We start from the raw sequence: 18,859 nt of genomic DNA on the forward strand, positions 1-18,859 counted from the left end.
GGCTAATCAGGTTGGCTTTTCCCAACGAAGTTCGCAATGTTCGCGACTGTATAGTCATCGAAACTCTGGGGTTCCCTACCGGACACCTCCAGAACGTCGCCTGTTACGAAATCTTCCAATCCCTCTGCACACGCTTCGACAACACCCGCCGCGATACTTGCATCGCGCCACGAGACCTTCCCGACGACGACCAGCATCAGACGAAACAGAGACAACGGAAGATGAAGGGGTTTTATGCGCCTACCGGCGCAGCTTGTCAGCCGCTCGCAAACCTCGAACAGGCTGACCGACTCGGGCCCTGTCAGCAAGTAGATTCGCCCATGGAGCGCTGCCGGAGTCACGGCCAACGTAGCGACAGCGAATGCCACATCGTGGAGATCCACGAAAGCGACACGTCCTCGTTCCAGGGGAAGCGGCAGACGGCCAAATTTGCTAATAGGTTCTTTGAACATCTCCAGTGACTGATAGAAGAATGTGGGTCTCACAATCGCCCACGGCAGTCCGCTCCGTATGAGGTATTCCTCAATCTGCGCGTGGGCGACTCCGATTGCACGTGGTGGGGACATTCCTGCAAGCGCCGCGGAGATCTTGATGATCCTGATTCCACCGGTCTCCTGTACGGCGTCGATGATCGCCGTCTCGCGCTGAATCTGTCCATCGCTGTCCCCAGTGGCCAGGATGACAGTCCGTACACCGCCCCGGAGCGATCGCTCGAGATCTTTTTGATTATCGAAGTTTCCTTGGATCACCTCGAGCCCTAAGGCCGCTGGTCTGGGCACTGCTTCAGGACGGCGGCTGAGAACCCTGACCGGGGGGACCGTGGTTGGGGATTGGCTTGCGATACCGTTCAAGGCCCATAGGGTTGCAGAACCAACTTGACCGGTCCCTCCGAAAATAACGATCATCGAATTGTCCTTAAATCATTCCAGAGGTCTTGCGCTGGTTGGTCCTAAACTGTCCGGATTGTGGTCCGGGCGTGGACTGTCTTCGTGTGAGGCGGGTTTTCGCAGTTCAGTTGGGCTGGTTCGAAGTGTGGTGCGAGTGCTCCGGTTTTTCATCTGTGAGTACGGATTGCGCAGTTCAGTGCACATATTGCAACGCAGGAATAGTGCACGCTCGGCGCAGCGGGACGCCTGGACGTCCGCGGGGGTGAGTCCCCCGGCACGAACATCGATGCTGCGACGGCCGCCGCGACCGGTGCGGTGTCGCATCGGCCGGGTCCAGTGTGTCTGGTACGCATCGGTACTCCTTAGCCCGCGGGTGTCATGATGACGCTCGGCTCCGCAATGTACGACTGCTCGACAATCCGGTCGCGCTCGTCAGCCCATCGAGGGAACCTCCCCAATAAGAGCTGCGTGCAGCAGCATACGAAGGTCCGCTGCCGTCACCGCCCTGGGATTCGACGGCGGCACCGACGCCAAGATTAGGTCGGCGGCCTCGGGGATGACATCGTCGGTGAACCCGTGATCGCGCAGCGCGCGAGGAGCGCCGAGGATGATGCGCAGATCTTCCAGCCCATCCACTGCGCTTGAGGAGCCGAACGCGACGGCGATCCGGCGTTCCGCTTCCGGCGCTGCGGGTGCGTTAAACGCGAGGACGTGGGGGAGCACGGCAGCGTGGGTATGTGCGTGGGGCAGATCATAGGCCCCACCGAGCACGTGGCAGATCTTGTGGTGCAGGCCCGATCCTGCGGAGGAAAACGCGACGGCCGAGAGATACGCGCCGTAGAGGGCCTGCTCACGTCCGACTATGTCTCCGGGGTCAGCCAAGATACGGCGTAGTCCCTCTGCCAGCGCTCGGATGCCTTCGCCCGCGTGTGCTCGATCGATGGGATCGGCGCGCGGTGCCCACATCGAGTCGACGCAGTGCGCCAACGCGTTCAGGCCGGACGCCACGGTCAATTCCACCGGGAGCGTCACGGTGAGTGCGGCGTCGTACACGACCGCGATCGGCAGGACGCGGTCGTCCACACCGGTGGTCTTCCGTGCCGCTTCGGTGGACCCCCACATGTTGGTAGCCTCCGATCCGGCATAAGTTGTCGGCACAGCGACGATCGGCAGTCCGGTGGTGAGCGCGACAGCCTTGGCCAGTCCCGTGGTCGATCCTCCTCCGACGCTGATCACGAGGTCCACCGCGTGATTCTCGGCTACCCGACGGGCCCGTTCGGCGTGGGCGACCGGAACGTGCTGGGCAACGTCGTCGTGATGGACCGCCACAGCGACTCCCGCCGTAACCTCACGTGCCACGACGCTCTCGGACGGGGCGGCGATGACCATGACGCGCTGCGCGCCGAGGCGTTTCACCTCGGCCGCGACCTTCTCCGCAGCTCGGCCGGTGCCGAACAGTACTCGTTGGGGGGCCGTGACGTGCTCGAAGTGCAGTGTCACATTCGGGTCCTTTCTGGCAGGGTCCACCGGGGCCGAGCCCGCGCGGACAGAGTTGTCACCGCTCGGTCATACCGCGCGCGCATAGCGGGCCACCTTCTCTTCGTCGACCTCGACGCCGAGACCGGGACCGGTGGGCAGATGCACGAATCCGTCTTCGAACGCCACCGGCCGGACGACGACATCGTCGGCGAGCAGAAGAGTGCCGAAGAGCTCGGAGCCGGCCTCAAGCGAAGGCATCGCGCAGAACGCGTGTAGCGACGCCGCCGTCCCTATCGACGATTCGATGGTGGTGCCGCCGTAACAGGTCACCCCGAACGCCCCCGCGACGACACCCGTCTCGACGACACCAGTGATGCCGCCGCCCTTGGCGAGTTTCACCGCGAGCACGTCGGCCGCTTGCTCCTGACACAAACGGGTCGCGTCGTGCACGGTGCGTACACTCTCGTCCGCCATCACGGGCACAGTGAGCAGATCGGCGATCCGAGCCATCCCACGAACATCCCAGTGCGGCAACGGTTGTTCGATCAATCCGACACCGGCTGCCACGATCTCGGGCAGAAAACGTTCGGCAGTCGCGAGATCCCACGACCCGTTCAGATCCACCGCAAGATCGGCCTCAGCCGACAGTGCATCGGCGACGAGGCACACCCGAGTGACGTCGTCTTCTGGCCGCCCCGCCCCCATTTTCAGCTTGAACGATCGGTGCTCACCCGCCGCAAGTTTATGACGGGCTTCGGCCACGACCACATCCGCGGGGTCTGCGCCCAGCGCCCAGGTCACGGGTAACCGGTCACGGTGTGGTCCGCCAAGGAGTTGATTGACGGACAGGCCGCACCCCTTCCCGTATGCGTCCCACAGCGCCATGTCGAGCGCTGCCTTCGCGAACTCGGCGCCGGCGACCATGCGGTCGAGCATCTTGCCGAGTGCCCCGATCCTGGTGACGTCCCTTCCCACAAGGAGCGGGGCGAGGTATCGATCGATGAGGATCTTCATTCCTTCGATCGATTCACCACCCCACCACGGCCCACCCGGCACGACTCCCTCACCGACACCCACGATGCCGTCGCGGGTGGTGACGCGCACCAGGAGGAGAGCCTGTGAATCGATGGTCAGGATCGAGAATTTGTGCGGTCGCCGTAGGGGAATGTCGAGAATTGTGGTCTCGATCGAGTCGACGATCATGCGGAAGCACTTGTGTTGGCGCGGCGTTCGAGCACGAAATCGTACCGGGCGTCGACGAACGGCCGGTCGAAGCCGTGCTCGGTCGAGCGCGCTGGGTCGTCGACGGTGACCAGGGGGATCACCAAGCCGTCCCGTACGGCTCCGGCGACATCGTCTTCCAGATAGTCACCGCCCTCAAAGTACAACTGGCTCGTCATTTCCTCGAAACCGGCGCCTCGAAGCTTCACGTGCAAGTGTGCAGGACGGAAGAAGTGCCGCCCCAGAGCGCGGAGCACGCGACCGGTGGGTCCGTCTTTTGGGATCTCGTACGGGGGCGGGAGGATGGTGCGGACCTGAAAAGCGCCGTCGCCGTCCGTGGTGAAACGGCCACGGAGGTTCCAGTCCGGGATGCCGGGGTGGATGTTCGAATACAAACCGTCCGCGTCCGCATGCCAGAGATCGAGCTCGATGCCGGGCAACGGACGCCCGTCGACGTCGGTCACCGTGCCGCGGAACAACAGCGGGACTCCTCGTTCGTCCGGACGTTGCGGCATCACGTTGACGGGACCCTGTAACTGCGGAGCGTTTTCCAGATAGAAGGGGCCCTCGATGGCCTCGGGGCTGCCCTCACGGCCTGCGTTGCCGACATCGGTGGCTTCCGCCTCGAAGAAGACGTCGAAAAGCAGCGATTCCTCGCCCGCTTTGACCGATTCGATGATCAGGTCCGTCGCGGCACGGTACTGCGCATGCGTGATTCCACGGGTTCGAACGAAATCCAGCAACACTCGTTCCAGATCTTCGACGACCGTACGGATGCGGTCCGCGCCGGCGACCTCGATGTGGGTCATGACGTCATTCCTTTCGTGACGAAACGAAGAGCAGCTGCGAGCGCCGGGCCGTAGACGGGGACGAACGTCGCGCGACAGGGGGGTGGAAGTTGGGTCCGCATTGCGTACTGTTGAACCGTAATGCGGACACGGTTACGATAGGTCTGCCACGCCCAACGGTCAAGAGGTGAGAAGGAGCCGCATGAACGAGCCGCCTGACATCGAACGGCGTGACTACGTCCAATCGATCGAGCGTGCAATCACCGTGATCACCGCTTTCACCGGCGCCGGTCCCGATCTCGCGCTGGCCGATTTGGTCGAGGGGACAGGTTTGACCAAGCAGACCATTCGTCGAATCCTCATGACCCTGGAGAAACTCGGTTTCGCGCGGTCCGTCGGCCATCGGTGGACGTTGACCCCCCGAATGCTCAGTTTGGGTTACGCCTACCTGTCGTCCGTCGATCTACCGGGCGCCGCGCAGCCGGTGATGGAGGCGCTGACCGATCGAATTGGCGAGGGAACTTCGGTAGCCGTCCTCGACGGGACCGAGGTGGTCTACGTTAATCGTGTTCAGCGACACAGGATAACGAGCGTACCCTTGGCGGTTGGCGCACGATTGCCCGCGCACGCGACCTCCATGGGCCACGTGCTTCTCGCGGGTGCAGCCGCGGAGGATCTCGAACATTACTTCGCCTACGCGGACCTGCGCGCGTTGACCGTCCATACTTTGAGCACCCGCGACCATCTGACCGCCAGACTCGACCTGGTGCGCGAGCGCGGGTGGGACGCAGTGGACCAGGAGCTCGAGTATGGGCGGCGATCCGCTGCTGCGCCCGTTTTCGGCGCGGACGGGCGCGTGATCGCGGCCTTGTCGCTGTCGTCTAGCACCACGTCGCGCTCGTTCCAATCCATGGTGGACGAGCTCGTACCGCCCCTCGTCGAGGCAGCCGCGGAGATTAGCGCCGCACTCGGCGCCGGCACCTCTTCCCATCACACACCGGAACAGCGAGGTCACCCATGACGTCATCGGCGTCCACCACCGATCCCTATCCCTCCTACAACGAGCTTCTCGATCGACGGGACGGACCACCGGGCTCGTCCTGGGGCGTCTTCGGCGCCGATGATCAGCTCGGTACGCTGAATTTCTTGCGCCTGGCTGATCTGACTGAATCGTCGATGTCCGTGAGTGCGGGGCAGGCATTCTCGCTCGACCTCCGGTCCGACTCGATCTCGCCGTCACTTGCACCCACTCGTGAGCCGTTGCGGCACTATATCTTTCAGCGAACCCCGTTCCACCGCGACGAGTGGCTCGACGGCTTCTACACCCAGTACGGGTCGCAGATCGACGGACTTCGCCACATCGCGCATCCGGATCACGGCTTCTACAACGGAGCGGACGGGTCCACCTTCCTCCCGGGCACCGAAAGTCTGAGCATCCACCATCTCGCGGGACTACCGGTGGTCGGCCGGGCGGTATTGGTCGATCTAGACCGATTCACCTGCGCGACCGAAGCACCGCTGAACCACGAGTCGGGCCAACCCGTTCCGCTCTCGACGGTGACCGCGGCTCTCGACTTCCAGGGCACCACCGTCCGACCCGGAGACATCCTGCTGCTGCGATTCGGCTGGCTCGATCACTACCGAAACGTCGGTGGTCCCGAATGGCGTGCGAATCTGGCGACAAAACAGTTCCACACAGGCTTGCTGCAAACCGAGGACTTCCCCCGATGGTTGTGGGATCAACGCATCGCCATGGTCGCTGCCGACAATTTCGCCGTCGAATGCTGGCCCGCTCAGCCGACCACGCCGTTCCGCTCCGTCGCCGAGTGTCAAGGCGAGACCGGCGATCCGCACGCCGGAATCATGCACCGATCACTAATCGGGTTGCTAGGTATGCCCCTGGGAGAGCTGTGGGATCTCGACGATCTCGCCGCTGCCTGCGCGGCCGAGGGTCGCTACGACTGCCTGCTCACCGTCTCACCACTACCCCTGGTGGGTGGCGTCGGTTCGCCGGCGAATGCGACGGCCGTCCGCTAACCGCGCCCCGCGTAAAGGTTTCACCACCTTTGCGCCGGAAAGTCCCGATGGTTGCGTCGTCACCCGAACGGTAGCGTCGTACAGAGGTTGCACAACGTCTACGAGAGGAGGCTGGAATGTCGGTGAACGACATTGCGGCAGACGGCTCTACGCATATCAGAGGGGGTACGCCGGGGCGCTTTCGCAGCCGACCAGACGTGCCGCCCCCGGGTTTAGGCCGGGATGCCGCATTCGAGTTCGCCCTCGAGGTTCTGCACGAACGGCGGGACGAGTTCCGCGATCAACACTTCGTACCCCGCGACTTTGTCGACCTACTCAAACTCGCAGGGGTCTACCGGGCGGCCGTGCCGGCGCAGTTCGGTGGCGAGCCGACCCCACCCGCGGAGTTCCTCGAACTCGTCGAACGCATCTCCAGGGTTGATCCGGCAACGGGCTGGGTGGCAAGTTTCGGCGCCACCGTCGTCTACCTAGCTCCCCTGCCGATCGACTCCCAGAAAGCGATCTACTCTCACGGTCCCGACATCACATACGCAGGCGCGATGTTCCCGATGCAGGACGCGGAGCGCGTCGACGGCGGCTACATCCTCGACGGCACATGGCAGTTCGCGAGTGGATGTCGGGCCGCCGACCTGATCGGCGTCGGGTTGACCGGTGGTCCGGACTCGAACGGACGTCCGCTGACAGCCTTGCTCGACCCGTCCGATGTCGAGATCGTCGACAATTGGGACGTGGCGGGGATGCGATCGACCGGCTCGCACGCTGTTCGCGTGAAGGGTGTCTTCGTGCCGGACGAGATGACCTTCGTCCGCGGCGGGGAACCCCTCGTGAACGAACCTCTGTTCCGCTACCCGTCGCTCGCCTACGCCGCGCAATTGCTCGCCGTCGTCGCGCTGGGCGCAGCCCGCGGAGCCCTCGACCACATGTGCGACGCCGGTGCGGTCAAGACCTCGGTGACGGGAGGCGCGTCAAAGGGCGCACGACCGTCGTTCAAGGACTGCATCGCGCGGAGCGAGGCCGACGTTAGGTCCGCGCGCGCATTTTTCTACGAGGCCACCACCGCAGTCTGGAAGAAGGCTGTCGCCGAGCGGCCGATCACCGAGGCGGACCGGAACGAACTGCGCCTCGCCGCCACTCACGCCGCGCACGTCGGGCGCCGAGCGGTGCTCAGCATGTTCGATCTGGCCGGCACCGCAGCCATCTACGAGTCCCATCCGCTGCAACGATACGTGCAGGATTCCCTCGTTCCCGCCCAGCACGCAATGTTGCAGACCCACACCTACGAGGCGGCAGGCTCGGTGATCCTCGGACAGGATCCCGAGCTCCCTAGCTTCCCCTGACCCTTCGGCCCTTCTCGAGAAAGGCATAGCCATGTCCGAGCGACCCCTTCGCACCTTGTTTTGTATCGGCAACAACCAGAACTTTTTCGACCTCCCTAAATCCGAGATCCGTCCGATCTGGGAGGGGACGATGGAATTCCTGTCCGCCCTCGCCGCTCTCGACGGCGTCGACGTCATCGGCACGATGGACGACGACGCCCACATGGTGGGCCCGTCGACCGGATGGCCCTGGACTGCATACGTTCTCGCCGACGTCCGGGATCAGCCCACGGTTCGCGAGGCCTGCAACCTGTTGCGTACTATCATGATCGGCGAACACGCGCTGTGGCGGTACTTCGCGATCGAGGCACGTATGGGCCGCGAACTCGTGATCCGCACCGATGTGGAGACGGCGTCGTGACTGCACTCGACGATGCGGCCGTGCCCACTGCCGACCCAAGTCGCGCCCCAGGTTCCTTCGCCGGTCTCGCCGGTGTCGACCGAGTTGCCGGTCGTTTGTACACCGACCCGGAGATCTACGCCGAGGAGATGAAGCGCATCTTTTACCGCACCTGGGTGTGGGTCGCGCACGAGAGCGAGATTCCGGAGCCGGGGTCTTTCAAGACGACGCAGGTCGGCGACCAACCGGTGATCGTCACGCGTGATCGTCACGGCACGTTCAACACACTTCTGAACCGTTGTCGGCATCGCGGCGCAACGGTGTGCGACCAGCGCAGCGGCAAGGCTAACGGCTTCACGTGCCCCTACCACAACTGGTCGTATACGTTGGACGGTCGCCTGCGGGGCATTCCCTATCCGGACGGGTACGAGGGCGTCCTCGACAAGAACGATTTTCCGCTGCGGAGACTGCGAACGGAATCGTACGCGGGGATGATCTTCGCGACGTTCGATGCCGAGAGCGAACCGCTGGTCGATCACCTCGGCGACGCCAAGCTGTGGATGGATCGATTCCTCAAGCAAACTAACGGATACCCGGCCAAGGTCCTCGGCTCGCACAAGATTCGTTTCAAGGGAAACTGGAAGATCCAACTCGAGAACACCACCGACGGCTACCACTTCCCGATGGTGCATAAGTCGTGGATGGCCTCGGTGGATGCCGAGACGGCCAACATGATGTCGTTCATGGATGACCCGGATGCGCAGACGCATGCCCTCGGGCACGGCCACAGCGTCGCGGTGATGGCCGGCGAACACGTCGACCTCGACATCGACGACGGGAGCGAAGCCATTCAGCCGCGTTTCCAGCACCTCGTCGGCGACTTGACGGCGGCCGGTGAGAGTCCCGAACGCATCCGTCGGTACATGCGGTCCATGCACGGCTGTGGGTTCAACTTGAACATATTTCCGAACATCGCGATGTCGTCGTCGTTCCTTCGAGTTCTCATTCCGATCAGCGTTGACGAGACCGAGGTCTGGCATATGGCCATTGGGATGGACGGTGGTCCGGAAAACGTCAACCGCGAGCGCCTGCGAATCCACGAACACTTCCAGGGTCCGTTCGGTTTCGGCAGCCCCGACGACGCCGAAGGGTGGGACCGGGTCCAGATTGGCGCAGTGGCAGACCCGACGATGCCGATCATGGTCAATCGCGGCGTGAACCGTGAGACGACAACGGACGAAGGATGGCCCACGTCGCACGTCACCGACGAGACCGGTATGCGCGAGTCCTACCGCATGTGGAAGGCGATGATGAGCGATGACTAACCCGATCGATCTCGGGGATCCGCGCGTCGGCCGCGCCATCGGCCTCGTGTGGAAAGAAGCCGAACTGCTCGACGACAAGGACTATCCGGCGTGGGAGGGTCTCTACACCGCAGACGCATACTACGTGGTGCCGATCGACCCGACCACCGAAGACTTCGCAGCGTCGTTGAATCTCGTCTACGACGACGCAACGATGCGCCATGCCCGAGTGGAACGCATGATGCAGGGCTACTCAATGTCCGCGGTGGCCGCAGCTCGGACCGCGCGCACGATCTCGCGCTTCACTGTGGTGGACGTCGCGGACGACCGAATCACTGTGCGGTCCGCTCAGATCGTCACCGCATTTAAGCGAGGCACCACGACGGTGGTCGGCGCCGACCTGACACACACCATCCACCTCGGCGTCGATCCCGGAGAGGATCGAATCGTCCGAAAAGTCGCCCGGCTGATCGACAGCGAAGACGCAGTCGGCGCGTCTGGATACATGCTGTGAGCGCGGTATCCCTGATCACGGGGGCGGCGGCCGGTGTGGGTGAGTACATAGCCCGCCGCCTGCACGCCCGCGGAGACCGCGTGGTGATTGCCGACATCGACGATGAGCGTGCCGCAGCACTCGCTGCCGAGCTCTCGGGGGGAACGGGCACGGCACGTGCGGCCAGGCTCGACGTGGCGCACAAAGCCGAATTCGAGCGTGTCCTCGCCGAGATCTCGTCGTCCTGGGGCATCCCCGATGTCCTGGTGAACAACGCAGCCAAAACGGTTGTCGCGCCGGTCATGACGATCGACGAAGCGTCGTTCGCTGACGTCCTAACAACGAATGCGGGCAGTGTGTTCCACGGGTGCCAGGTGATCGGCGGGGCGATGGCCGAGCGCGGGTCGGGCCGCATCGTGAACATGGCGTCGTTGGCGGGCCAGAACGGCGGCACCGCGACCGGTGCGCACTACGCCGCGTCCAAGGGCGCCATCCTCACGGTGACGAAGATCTTCGCGAAGGAATTTGCCCAGCGCGGCGTGACGGTCAATGCGATCGCTCCGGGCCCACACGACGTGCCTTCCGTCCGGGCGGTGCTTCCTCCGGACCGGCTCGACGCGATCGTCGAGGCCATTCCGGTCCGGCGGCTGGGCAACGCCGACTTCCTCGCCGACACCGCCGCACTGCTGTCCGCGCCCAACGCCCACTTCGTCACCGGCGCGTGCTGGGACATCAACGGCGGGCTGCTCGTTCGCTAAACAACTTCGCCCCACCATCTCTCGAGGAGTGTTTCCCATGGATTTTATCGACGTCGTGGTGTCGACCATTGTGCAGGAGACCTCAACCGTGCGAACGTTGTACTTCACTCGCCCGGACGGGTCATCGGTGGGACCGTACGAGCCCGGCGCCCACGTCGACGTGGTCGGTCCCACGGCGGTCACCCGCCAGTACTCGCTGTGCAGTCGACCCGACGGTCGCGAATCCTTCGCCGTTGCGGTCAAGCTGACCGAGTCGTCCCGAGGCGGATCGTCGGCCATGCACGACCTGGCCGTGGGTGACAGGGTCCGTATCAGCAATCCTCGCAACCTTCTTCGGGTCGATGAGGGCGCTGCACATCACGTTTTGATCGCCGCCGGCATCGGCATCACGCCGATGCTGAGCATGGCGCGCCACTTGGATGTTCAGGGTATTTCCTGGGAGCTGCACTACTTCGCACGGTCCGAGGAGGAAGCGGCGTTCCTCCCACTTCTGCGCGAGCGAGCGCCGAGCAGGGTCCACGAACATCTCGGTGTGTCACGTGCCGACCAGGTCGGCCGGCTCACTGCCGCCTTCGACGCGGCACCGGAGGGCTCCCACGTCTACCTCTGCGGGCCGACCGGGTTCATGGACAAGATCCGGCGGCACGCCGAGAACTACGTGCCTGCCGACGCGATCCATATCGAGAACTTTCAGGCGAGCGAGACCGACACGTCGGGTGACAGCGAGTTCGACGTCGAGCTCGACGGCAAGGTCTTCCAGGTTCCTGCTGGTCGTTCCATCGTCGACGTTCTTGACGAGGCCGGGGTCGAGGTCGACACCTCGTGTCAGGAGGGCATCTGCGGGACCTGCATCATGCAGGTCCTTGCCGGAACACCCGACCATCGAGACAACGTCCTGTCCAAAGCCGAGCGCGAGTCCGGCACCGTCATGGCCGTGTGCGTCTCACGCAGCGCCGACGGCGGCAAGATCGTCCTCGAACACTACTGACTTTCACCGAATGTTTCGCGAACGGAGAACCGATGTCACATGCTCCACTATCCCACCGGTGTGGTGATCGTGGCCGCGGCGATTCAGTGGCCTTGATCGACGGGCGCATCCGACACTGTCGACGCCGGCGACCACTAGATAGTGCTCTTCAGCGCTCTGCACCGTTCGTGACCGCGCGGTCACCAACCCGGCGTCCCCGCTCCTCTTCTTCCAGGGCGGCTACGGCAGTTTCGTGTCGAGGCGACGCCACGCTCCTCTCAAGCCAGGTCGGCCGGTCCTTGTCGTTCCGTGCCCAGTGCGAGGAGCTCGGATTGTCCTATGTGCTCGCTACTTCGGTGAACCAACGCGTCATCACCGTCGACGGCGCCGAACTGCGGGCCGATACGGCGATCGCGGCGTTGCCTGCCCAGGCGTGGCGGACCCGCTCGGCCGGCGACGGTGCGAAAGGCGAGCGACTCTACGACTGGGCGCGTGCACCGATCCGCGGGCTGAACTGGCCGACGACGGGGTACTGGCTCTTGGCCCGGCGCAGTCGCACCGACCCGGAGGATCTGGCGTACTACCTGTGCCACAGCCCGGCGCGCACCACCTTGACCGAACTGGTCACCGTCGCCGGAACCCGTTGGGCGATAGAGGAAACCTTCCAGACCGCGAAGGGACAGACGGGCCTCGACCACTACCAGGTTCGGCAGTACGCGGGCTGGTACCGGCACATCACCCTCTCGATGCTCGCGCACACCTTCCTCACCGTCACCCGCTCAAAAAGGGGCCCGAGAACACGGTGACGACAGCGACTTGATCGCACTGAGCGTGCCGGAGATCCGACGGCTGCTCTGCCACCTGATCTGGAGGTATCTACCCGATTCCCGTCACGTCCTCGCCCGCTCCCACTGGCGCCGCCGCCATCAACACCGAGCCCGGCAATCCCACTACCGAGCCCGAGGACACCTGCCCTAAACGCAACTGTAGTACTAGGTAGCGGGCTTGAGTCACGACGATCAGAAGAAGTGGCTCGCCTGGCCTCCACGGCGCCGATGCCGCGACCCTGGAAATGCAGCGAGAACGGTTGCGTCACCTCGATCGACACGCGTACCGGGGTGCGTCCGGCACTCCCCCGCCTCATGAACAGAACCCAACCCATCGGACGTTAGTTCGACCGGGCGAGTCGCACACTTGAGTCGCCACTGGAGACACTGCACCGCTCACTCGGCCTGCTCGCGAGCTCCCATCGATCGCTTCGCTTATATTGCCGATCGACTCTCTCGACAACGACGACCTCCACGCAATAGCGTCGCGTCGCACAATTATTCAGTTGGTCAGCGTCGTTAACGCCGGCCTGCGACAGGCCGACAACTGGCGTTCCAGAACAGCGTCATTCGCCTAGATCGCGCTTGCCGCCAATCACCGCGGCCAGGGAACCGCCATTCCTGAGCGGATACTCCCGGGACCGAGGTATGCCCAAGGCGCCCGACAGATGTCCGGATGGCCTTCCGTGGTGGTGACGGCAGCGCCTGGGAGTGACCCGCGAGCGACCTATGAGCAATCCTCAACTCCGCGTTTGGATCACGCTCGCCATTAGACCCGCGAACCACTCCAGCCGAACAGTCCGTCCTGCGGTAACCAACCCGCGTATATCAGTTATGTGGTCCCCTTCCGGGGACGCCCGCGCATGCGGGAAAATCGGGTGCGGTCGCTCGCCGAGGTCAATCACTCTTTGGCGCGGGTGAGCCCGAATATCAGTTTGATCCAGGGAGCCGATGGTGGGGCTGCGCATTGTTGCCACGAGCACTAGGGTCCGACTCTTTCTTTCCCCGTTCGGCTCCTGCGGGCGACCGCGTTTCATGCATCGGTTCCGTGGGAAGGAATTTCGTCATGGATGAGGTCGACGATGTCGAACTGTTAGTGGAGCGGGTCGCGGCGCTGGATCTCGGCAAAGCCGTCCTGGAGGCGTGTGTGCGGGTGCCACACCCACAGCGGCCCGGCAGGCGAATGCAGGAGCTGCGCGATTACGGCACGACCACCGCACAGCTGTTGGCGATGGTGGCCTGGTTGCGACACTGGCGCGTGCAGCGGGTGGTGATGGAATCCACCAGCACCTACTGGAAGGGCGTGTACTACCTCCTCGAGGCCGAGGGTTTTGACTGCTGGCTGGTCAACGCCCGCGAGGTGAAGAACGTGCCCGGCAGGGCGAAAACAGACCGGGCCGACGCGGTCTGGCTGGCGAAGGTGGTCGAGCGTGGCATGTGCCGGCCGTCGCTCGTGCAGCCGCCCGAGATCCGCCGGCTACGCGACCTCACCCGCTACCGCCGTGCCCTGGTACAGGACCGCACCCGCGAAGAGCAACGGGTCGAGAAGCTGCTCGAGGATGCCCAGATCAAGATCTCGTCGGTGCTTGCGGACCTGCACGGCGTATCTGGACGGGCGATGATGCGCGCCCTGATCGCCGGAGAGCGGGATCCGCGGACGCTGGCCGGGCTGGCCAAGAGCGGTGCGCGGAAGAAGACCGACCAGCTCGAAGAGGCGCTGCGTGGATTCTTCACCGACCACCACGCGACGATTCTGAAGATGATGCTCGACAACAGCGACCGGATCGGCGACCAGATCGCCGCACTCGACGCGCTGATCGAGGACGCGATCAGCCCTTTCTCCCCACAGGCGACCCGCCTCGCTGAGATCGTCGGCGTGAACACCGTTGCCGCCGCCGACTTGATCGCCGAGACCGGAGTCGACATGACCCGATTCCCGTCCGCCGCGCATCTGGTGTCGTGGGCGAAGTTCTGCCCGCAGACCCACCAATCCGCCGGCAAGTCTATGAGCAAGGGCCGGCGCAAGGGCAACCCGTGGCTGGCGGGTACTCTCGGCCGCATCGCGTTCGCCAACTCCCGCGCCGACACGTTCCTGGGCACCCGCTATCGGCGCCTGGCCCGACGCCGCGGCAAGCAGAAGGCGATCGTGGCCACCGGCAACTCGGTACTCACCGTCATCTACCACCTGCTCTCGGACCCAGACGCCAAATTCTGCGACCTCGGGCCCGAATACTACGAATCCCGGATCAACAAGCACCGCCGCGCCCGCGACCTCGCCACCCAGCTCCAGGCACTCACTGGCCAGCACATCGCCATCCGCGACGGCAAAGCCGTCATCACCGACACCGCTGCCTGACCCCAAACCTAACGCGGCAGAACAACATAACCCGGCTCCGCCGGCTGCCTTCGGCCTGCCCACTCACCATCCAATTTTCGGGTCAGAGTGACCGCGCGTCGATACAGACACGCTCGCCACCACCTCTCCCGGTCATTCGGTCAAATGAAGCGGCGTCCGCGACGACGGTCGTGGGCGCCGCTTCTCCCTGCCCTCTTGACAAAGTCCATTCCATATCAGGTTGCCGCCGGGTGCCTCTGGGCTCGAACAGATTCCACCCAGAATAGGAGACCAAAGGAGGCGATCGATGATCTTCGTCGGAGACGACTGGGCCGAAGACCATCACGGTGTCCATTTGATGGACGAGGCCGGGCGACGGCTGGCATCTCGGCGGCTCCCCGAGGGGCTGGCCGGCATCCGGCAGCTGCACGAACTGATAGCCAGCCACGCCGAAGAGGCAGGTCAAGTCGTTGTCGGCATCGAAACCGACCGCGGCCTATGGGTGCAGGCGCTGACCGCCGCCTCCTATCAGGTCTACGCGATCAACCCCCTCGCGGTCGCGCGCTACCGCGACCGCCACCACGTCTCCGGCGCGAAATCCGACCCCGGTGACGCCAAGCTGCTCGCGGACCTGGTGCGCACCGACCGGCATAATCACCGGCCGATCGCCGGAGACAGCCCGGACGTGGAGGCGATCATGGTCCTCGCCCGCGGACACCAGAACCTGATCTAGTCCCGCACCCGGCAGACCAATTCACTGCGTTCGGCGCTGCGCGAGTACTACCCGGCCGCGCTGGAGGTGTTCGACGACCTACACGACCGCGACACCCTGGCCGTACTCGGTCGCGCCCCGACTCCCGCCGAGGCCGCGCACCTGACCCTGCCGGCGATCCGATCCGCCCTCAAAAAGGCTGGTCGGCAACGAAATATCGACGGTCGGGCCCGCGAAATCCAGGCCGGACTGCGGGCCGAGCACCTGGCCGCGCCGGCGCCGGTCGCTGCCGCGTTCGCCGCCACCACCAGAGCGGCGGTCGGTCTCATCGTCGAGTTGAACCGGCAGATCACCGAACTCGAGACCACCCTGGCCGACCATTTTGAGTCACACCCGGACGCCGACATCTACCGCTCCCTGCCAGGACTTGGTGTCATCCTCGGCGCCCGGGTGCTCGGTGAGTTCTTCGGACGTCCCCGACCGCTACACCACGACCAAGTCTCGCAGAAACTACGCCGGGACCTCGCCGTTGACGGTCGCGTCGGGCAAGAAACGCGCGGTGCTCGCCCGCCACGTCCGCAACCGGCGCCTCTATGATGCGGTCGATCAATGGGCGTTCTGCGCATTGTCGTTCAGTCCCGGTGCCCGCGAGTTCTACGACCAGCGACGCGACGCCGGTGACCTGCACCACCAAGCGCTCCGTGCCCTCGGTAACCGCCTCGTCGGTATCCTCCACGGCTGCCTCCGCCACCGCACCCACTACGACGAACACATCGCCTGGGACCACCGCCGCGCCACCCGAGCTGCTTGACGACTTACGGCCCTGGGATGTCTACAATCTTCTGATGGTGCCTCAGATGAGTCCAGGGCCCAACGGAAGCCATGCAACGGATTGTTCGCGTTCGCGTCCCCAACTCAGGTTACGACCAAAAGCCGAAAATCGCAGTTACAGACACTCACTGTGGGTGCTGTCGTTCAGATGTCTGAGTTGAGGCTTGGATGCTCTCCCGCTGTCCTTACGCAACACCATCTGCTTGTGCTGCTGCCCCAACTGCGGCCGCAACGGCCGGGGCGACACGCGGGTCGAGTGGGCTCGGGACAATTTTGTCCGTCGCCAATTCGTCACCGAGAACCGAGAGGATTGCCTCGGCAGCGGCGAGCTTCATGCCATCGGTGATGCGGCGTGCTCCGACGTCGAGAGCGCCTTTGAACACGCCGGGAAAAGCGAGCACGTTGTTGATCTGGTTCTGGAAGTCGCTTCGTCCCGTTGCAACGATTGCTGCGTACTGCGCGGCCCGGTCCGGGAGAATCTCCGGGTCCGGGTTGGACAAAGCAAAGACGATCGAGTCAGATGCCATTGATGCGATTAAGCTCTCGTCGATCTGTCCAGCCGAAACACCGATGAACACGTCGGCTCCGACGAGCGCGTCGGCCGTGGTTCCGGTCACCCCGCGCGGGTTGGTGCGGACAGCCAGTTGGGCCTTGACAGTATTGAGATCAGTGCGATCGGACGAGACGACGCCTCTGGAGTCCAGCACTATGACGTCGGAAATTCCAGCGGTGAGAAGAAAGTTCGCGCATGCGACTCCTGCAGCTCCAGCACCGGAAATGACGACCTTCAAACCCTGGGTGTCACGACCTTGAACCCTAGCCGCACCGTTGAGTGCGGCGAGCACAACGATAGCCGTGCCGTGTTGATCATCGTGCATCACCGGGCAGTCCAGCGCTTCGACTACGCGTCGCTCGATCTCGAAGCAGCGCGGCGCCGATATGTCTTCGAGATTGACAGCTCCAAAACTGTGGCGCAGACGTACGATCGTTTCGACGATTTCGTCGGCGTCGGTGGTGTCGAGGACGATTGGGACGGAGTTGAGCCCGGCGAAGCGTTTGAACAGTGCGGCCTTGCCCTCCATCACTGGAAGGGATGCGAGCGGCCCGATGTCGCCTAGGCCGAGGACCGCGGACCCATCGGTAACGACGGCGACGAGGCGATCGGTCCAAGTGTACTGTTTGGCCAGCGCACCGTCTTGGGCGATTGCGCGGGAAACCTGCGCTACGCCCGGCGTGTAGGCGATGGACAGATCACGCTGAGTTTCGAGAGGTGCGGTGAGCTCGACAGAGAGCTTTCCACCGACGTGCCCGAGGAAAATCTCTCTCTCGGTTACGGCGGACAGATCAACGGCTTTGTTGATCGGCTTGGTCAAAGGCGTCATAGCGAATCCTAATTGTCGGTGAGGGTTATGGATATGGTGCGAGAAAACTGACACTTACGCAAACAGGTTCACGACTGCTGCGATCCTTTTTCCGCCGCCGATGCACATGGTTCGAATCGGTATCGCATTCAGATCAACAAAACGGCGCGCATACCTGGTCCACAGTGCCGGTCGACTTTGTTGGTCGGGGACGTCGATGTCAAGGCCTTCGTCAAGGGCGGCGACGTGGCCGAATGCGGTTACTTCTCAGTTCGGTGATACTCGTCCGTCGTCGATGTCGTTATCAGAGACGCCTATACGCGAGGGGGCCGTCTGCTACGTCGGTGGCGTCCAATGCCTCGGACGTAACGTCTTCGAACACGAATTCGAAACGGGCCGACTGGGTTAGAGAGGGATTCACAGAAACGGCGTCACGCATGACGGTGTCCTTCGCTAGGACGCGTTCGCAGTCGGTGGAGGTCGATTTCAATCGCGCCGGGCTACGGCTACCTACACACTGTCTTCATCTACCTTACGTGAAGCCCGAGACTGGCAAGCTAACAATGCCGGGCCATATCGAGGCAGCAGTAGTCAGATCATCCCGCTGCCAGCTGAACGGAATCCGACGGTCTCAGCCGAGGACGTTTTGAGACGCTGCGGTGCCGTTTCGGGCAACACGAGAAGGCAAGCCAAAGTTACTTCCATTCCGGCGGCGAGATAATAACCGACGGAGCTAGCATGGCCGGTCCACTCGATGAGGCGATTGGCGACCGAAGGGGCCAGGCGGCCGCCAAATACAGCACCGATTTGGTAAGAGAGACCGGCGTCAGTTTGTCGTCTATTGGGCTTGAACAACTCGGTGAGGTACGTAAGAAGAGGGCCGTAAAGAAATCCAGCAAGAGCGAAACCCACGGCGACCGATACTCCCCCAAGCGGTCAACGACCGCGCCTGCGCGATTGGAAATAATGCAAAGGAAAACGCGAGGACCGCAGCGGACGCAGAGAGCATGACTGGTTTACGCCCAAGTCGATCGGAGGCGATTGAACCCAGCACGACCGAGAGCCCCGCCAGTAAGAAACCGGGCAGCGAGCACCAGAGCAACGATTGAAAATCCAACCTAAACCCTCGGAGCCGGTGATGCC

The 18,859-nt window shown here is 63.6% G+C and carries 15 protein-coding genes and 2 pseudogenes; 11 read left to right on the top strand and 6 right to left on the bottom strand.

The window, feature by feature from the left end:
* Window positions 1–2: 2 nt before the first annotated feature.
* The 4 genes from JQT59_RS00320 to JQT59_RS00335 form a co-directional block, all read right to left on the bottom strand.
* Window positions 3–905, bottom strand: coding sequence for an NmrA family NAD(P)-binding protein (locus tag JQT59_RS00320; protein WP_213571043.1), 903 nt, complete (start codon window positions 903–905; stop codon window positions 3–5).
* 414 nt (window positions 906–1,319) lie between these two features.
* Entirely contained in the window at window positions 1,320–2,387 is a 1,068-nt protein-coding gene (locus JQT59_RS00325) for a maleylacetate reductase (RefSeq protein WP_213571045.1), read from the bottom strand.
* Window positions 2,388–2,453: 66 nt separating this feature from the next.
* Window positions 2,454–3,569, bottom strand: a complete 1,116-nt coding sequence (locus tag JQT59_RS00330; RefSeq protein ID WP_213571047.1) for a muconate/chloromuconate family cycloisomerase — start codon at window positions 3,567–3,569, stop codon at window positions 2,454–2,456.
* Entirely contained in the window at window positions 3,566–4,396 is an 831-nt protein-coding gene (locus tag JQT59_RS00335; RefSeq protein ID WP_213571050.1) for a dioxygenase family protein, read from the bottom strand. Before JQT59_RS00335 ends, JQT59_RS00330 begins: the two co-directional genes overlap by 4 nt.
* A gap of 181 nt (window positions 4,397–4,577) precedes the next feature.
* On the opposite strand from JQT59_RS00335, the gene JQT59_RS00340 reads away from it, so the two are divergent.
* From JQT59_RS00340 to JQT59_RS00390, 11 genes and pseudogenes are all read left to right on the top strand, one after another.
* Window positions 4,578–5,396: an IclR family transcriptional regulator domain-containing protein gene (locus JQT59_RS00340; protein ID WP_213571052.1), complete on the top strand. Its 819-nt coding sequence runs from the start codon at window positions 4,578–4,580 to the stop codon at window positions 5,394–5,396.
* Window positions 5,393–6,412 (top strand): cyclase family protein, encoded by a 1,020-nt coding sequence (locus JQT59_RS00345; RefSeq protein ID WP_213571054.1) that lies wholly within the window; start codon window positions 5,393–5,395, stop codon window positions 6,410–6,412. Before JQT59_RS00340 ends, JQT59_RS00345 begins: the two co-directional genes overlap by 4 nt.
* A 116-nt stretch (window positions 6,413–6,528) precedes the next feature.
* On the top strand, window positions 6,529–7,749 hold the full coding sequence (locus JQT59_RS00350) for an acyl-CoA dehydrogenase family protein (RefSeq protein ID WP_213571056.1): 1,221 nt from the start codon (window positions 6,529–6,531) through the stop codon (window positions 7,747–7,749).
* A gap of 31 nt (window positions 7,750–7,780) precedes the next feature.
* Entirely contained in the window at window positions 7,781–8,149 is a 369-nt protein-coding gene (locus JQT59_RS00355; RefSeq protein WP_213571058.1) for a hypothetical protein, read from the top strand.
* 20 nt (window positions 8,150–8,169) lie between these two features.
* Window positions 8,170–9,453 carry an aromatic ring-hydroxylating oxygenase subunit alpha gene (locus JQT59_RS00360; RefSeq protein WP_249353637.1) on the top strand — a complete coding sequence of 428 codons (1,284 nt, stop codon included), beginning with the start codon at window positions 8,170–8,172 and terminating at the stop codon, window positions 9,451–9,453.
* Window positions 9,446–9,946, top strand: a complete 501-nt coding sequence (locus JQT59_RS00365; protein ID WP_213571060.1) for an aromatic-ring-hydroxylating dioxygenase subunit beta — start codon at window positions 9,446–9,448, stop codon at window positions 9,944–9,946. The genes JQT59_RS00360 and JQT59_RS00365 overlap by 8 nt, the downstream gene beginning before the upstream one ends.
* Entirely contained in the window at window positions 9,943–10,683 is a 741-nt protein-coding gene (locus JQT59_RS00370; RefSeq protein ID WP_249353561.1) for an SDR family NAD(P)-dependent oxidoreductase, read from the top strand. Before JQT59_RS00365 ends, JQT59_RS00370 begins: the two co-directional genes overlap by 4 nt.
* A 37-nt stretch (window positions 10,684–10,720) precedes the next feature.
* Window positions 10,721–11,671, top strand: coding sequence for a PDR/VanB family oxidoreductase (locus JQT59_RS00375; protein ID WP_213571062.1), 951 nt, complete (start codon window positions 10,721–10,723; stop codon window positions 11,669–11,671).
* 269 nt (window positions 11,672–11,940) lie between these two features.
* Window positions 11,941–12,456 (top strand): annotated as a pseudogene (locus JQT59_RS37895) (IS701 family transposase); the annotation flags it as partial.
* Between the two features lie 1,087 nt (window positions 12,457–13,543).
* Window positions 13,544–14,833, top strand: a complete 1,290-nt coding sequence (locus tag JQT59_RS00385; RefSeq protein WP_213571066.1) for an IS110 family RNA-guided transposase — start codon at window positions 13,544–13,546, stop codon at window positions 14,831–14,833.
* 286 nt (window positions 14,834–15,119) lie between these two features.
* A pseudogene (locus JQT59_RS00390) lies at window positions 15,120–16,335 on the top strand (IS110 family RNA-guided transposase).
* A gap of 205 nt (window positions 16,336–16,540) precedes the next feature.
* On the opposite strand, the gene JQT59_RS00395 reads toward JQT59_RS00390, so the two are convergent.
* The gene (locus JQT59_RS00395; RefSeq protein WP_213571068.1) at window positions 16,541–17,737 is read right to left on the bottom strand and encodes an NAD(P)-dependent malic enzyme; all 1,197 of its coding nucleotides are present in this window, start codon (window positions 17,735–17,737) and stop codon (window positions 16,541–16,543) included.
* Between the two features lie 570 nt (window positions 17,738–18,307).
* Complete coding sequence (locus JQT59_RS00400; RefSeq protein WP_213571070.1) at window positions 18,308–18,628, bottom strand: hypothetical protein; 321 nt, start codon at window positions 18,626–18,628, stop codon at window positions 18,308–18,310.
* Window positions 18,629–18,859 lie beyond the last annotated feature (231 nt).

It is taken from the genome of Rhodococcus sp. USK13, from assembly GCF_018343855.1.
Taxonomy (GTDB): Bacteria; Actinomycetota; Actinomycetes; order Mycobacteriales; family Mycobacteriaceae; genus Rhodococcus_F; species Rhodococcus_F oxybenzonivorans.

Excerpts from the sequence above, each read along its gene's own strand:
- JQT59_RS00320 (WP_213571043.1), bottom strand. The coding sequence starts at position 905 with ATGATCGTTATTTTCGGAGGGACCGGTCAAGTTGGTTCTGCAACCCTA.
- JQT59_RS00330 (WP_213571047.1), bottom strand. The coding sequence starts at position 3,569 with ATGATCGTCGACTCGATCGAGACCACAATTCTCGACATTCCCCTACGG.
- JQT59_RS00335 (WP_213571050.1), bottom strand. The coding sequence starts at position 4,396 with ATGACCCACATCGAGGTCGCCGGCGCGGACCGCATCCGTACGGTCGTC.
- JQT59_RS00340 (WP_213571052.1), top strand. The coding sequence starts at position 4,578 with ATGAACGAGCCGCCTGACATCGAACGGCGTGACTACGTCCAATCGATC.
- JQT59_RS00345 (WP_213571054.1), top strand. The coding sequence starts at position 5,393 with ATGACGTCATCGGCGTCCACCACCGATCCCTATCCCTCCTACAACGAG.
- JQT59_RS00350 (WP_213571056.1), top strand. The coding sequence starts at position 6,529 with ATGTCGGTGAACGACATTGCGGCAGACGGCTCTACGCATATCAGAGGG.
- JQT59_RS00355 (WP_213571058.1), top strand. The coding sequence starts at position 7,781 with ATGTCCGAGCGACCCCTTCGCACCTTGTTTTGTATCGGCAACAACCAG.
- JQT59_RS00365 (WP_213571060.1), top strand. The coding sequence starts at position 9,446 with ATGACTAACCCGATCGATCTCGGGGATCCGCGCGTCGGCCGCGCCATC.
- JQT59_RS00375 (WP_213571062.1), top strand. The coding sequence starts at position 10,721 with ATGGATTTTATCGACGTCGTGGTGTCGACCATTGTGCAGGAGACCTCA.
- JQT59_RS00385 (WP_213571066.1), top strand. The coding sequence starts at position 13,544 with ATGGATGAGGTCGACGATGTCGAACTGTTAGTGGAGCGGGTCGCGGCG.
- JQT59_RS00395 (WP_213571068.1), bottom strand. The coding sequence starts at position 17,737 with ATGACGCCTTTGACCAAGCCGATCAACAAAGCCGTTGATCTGTCCGCC.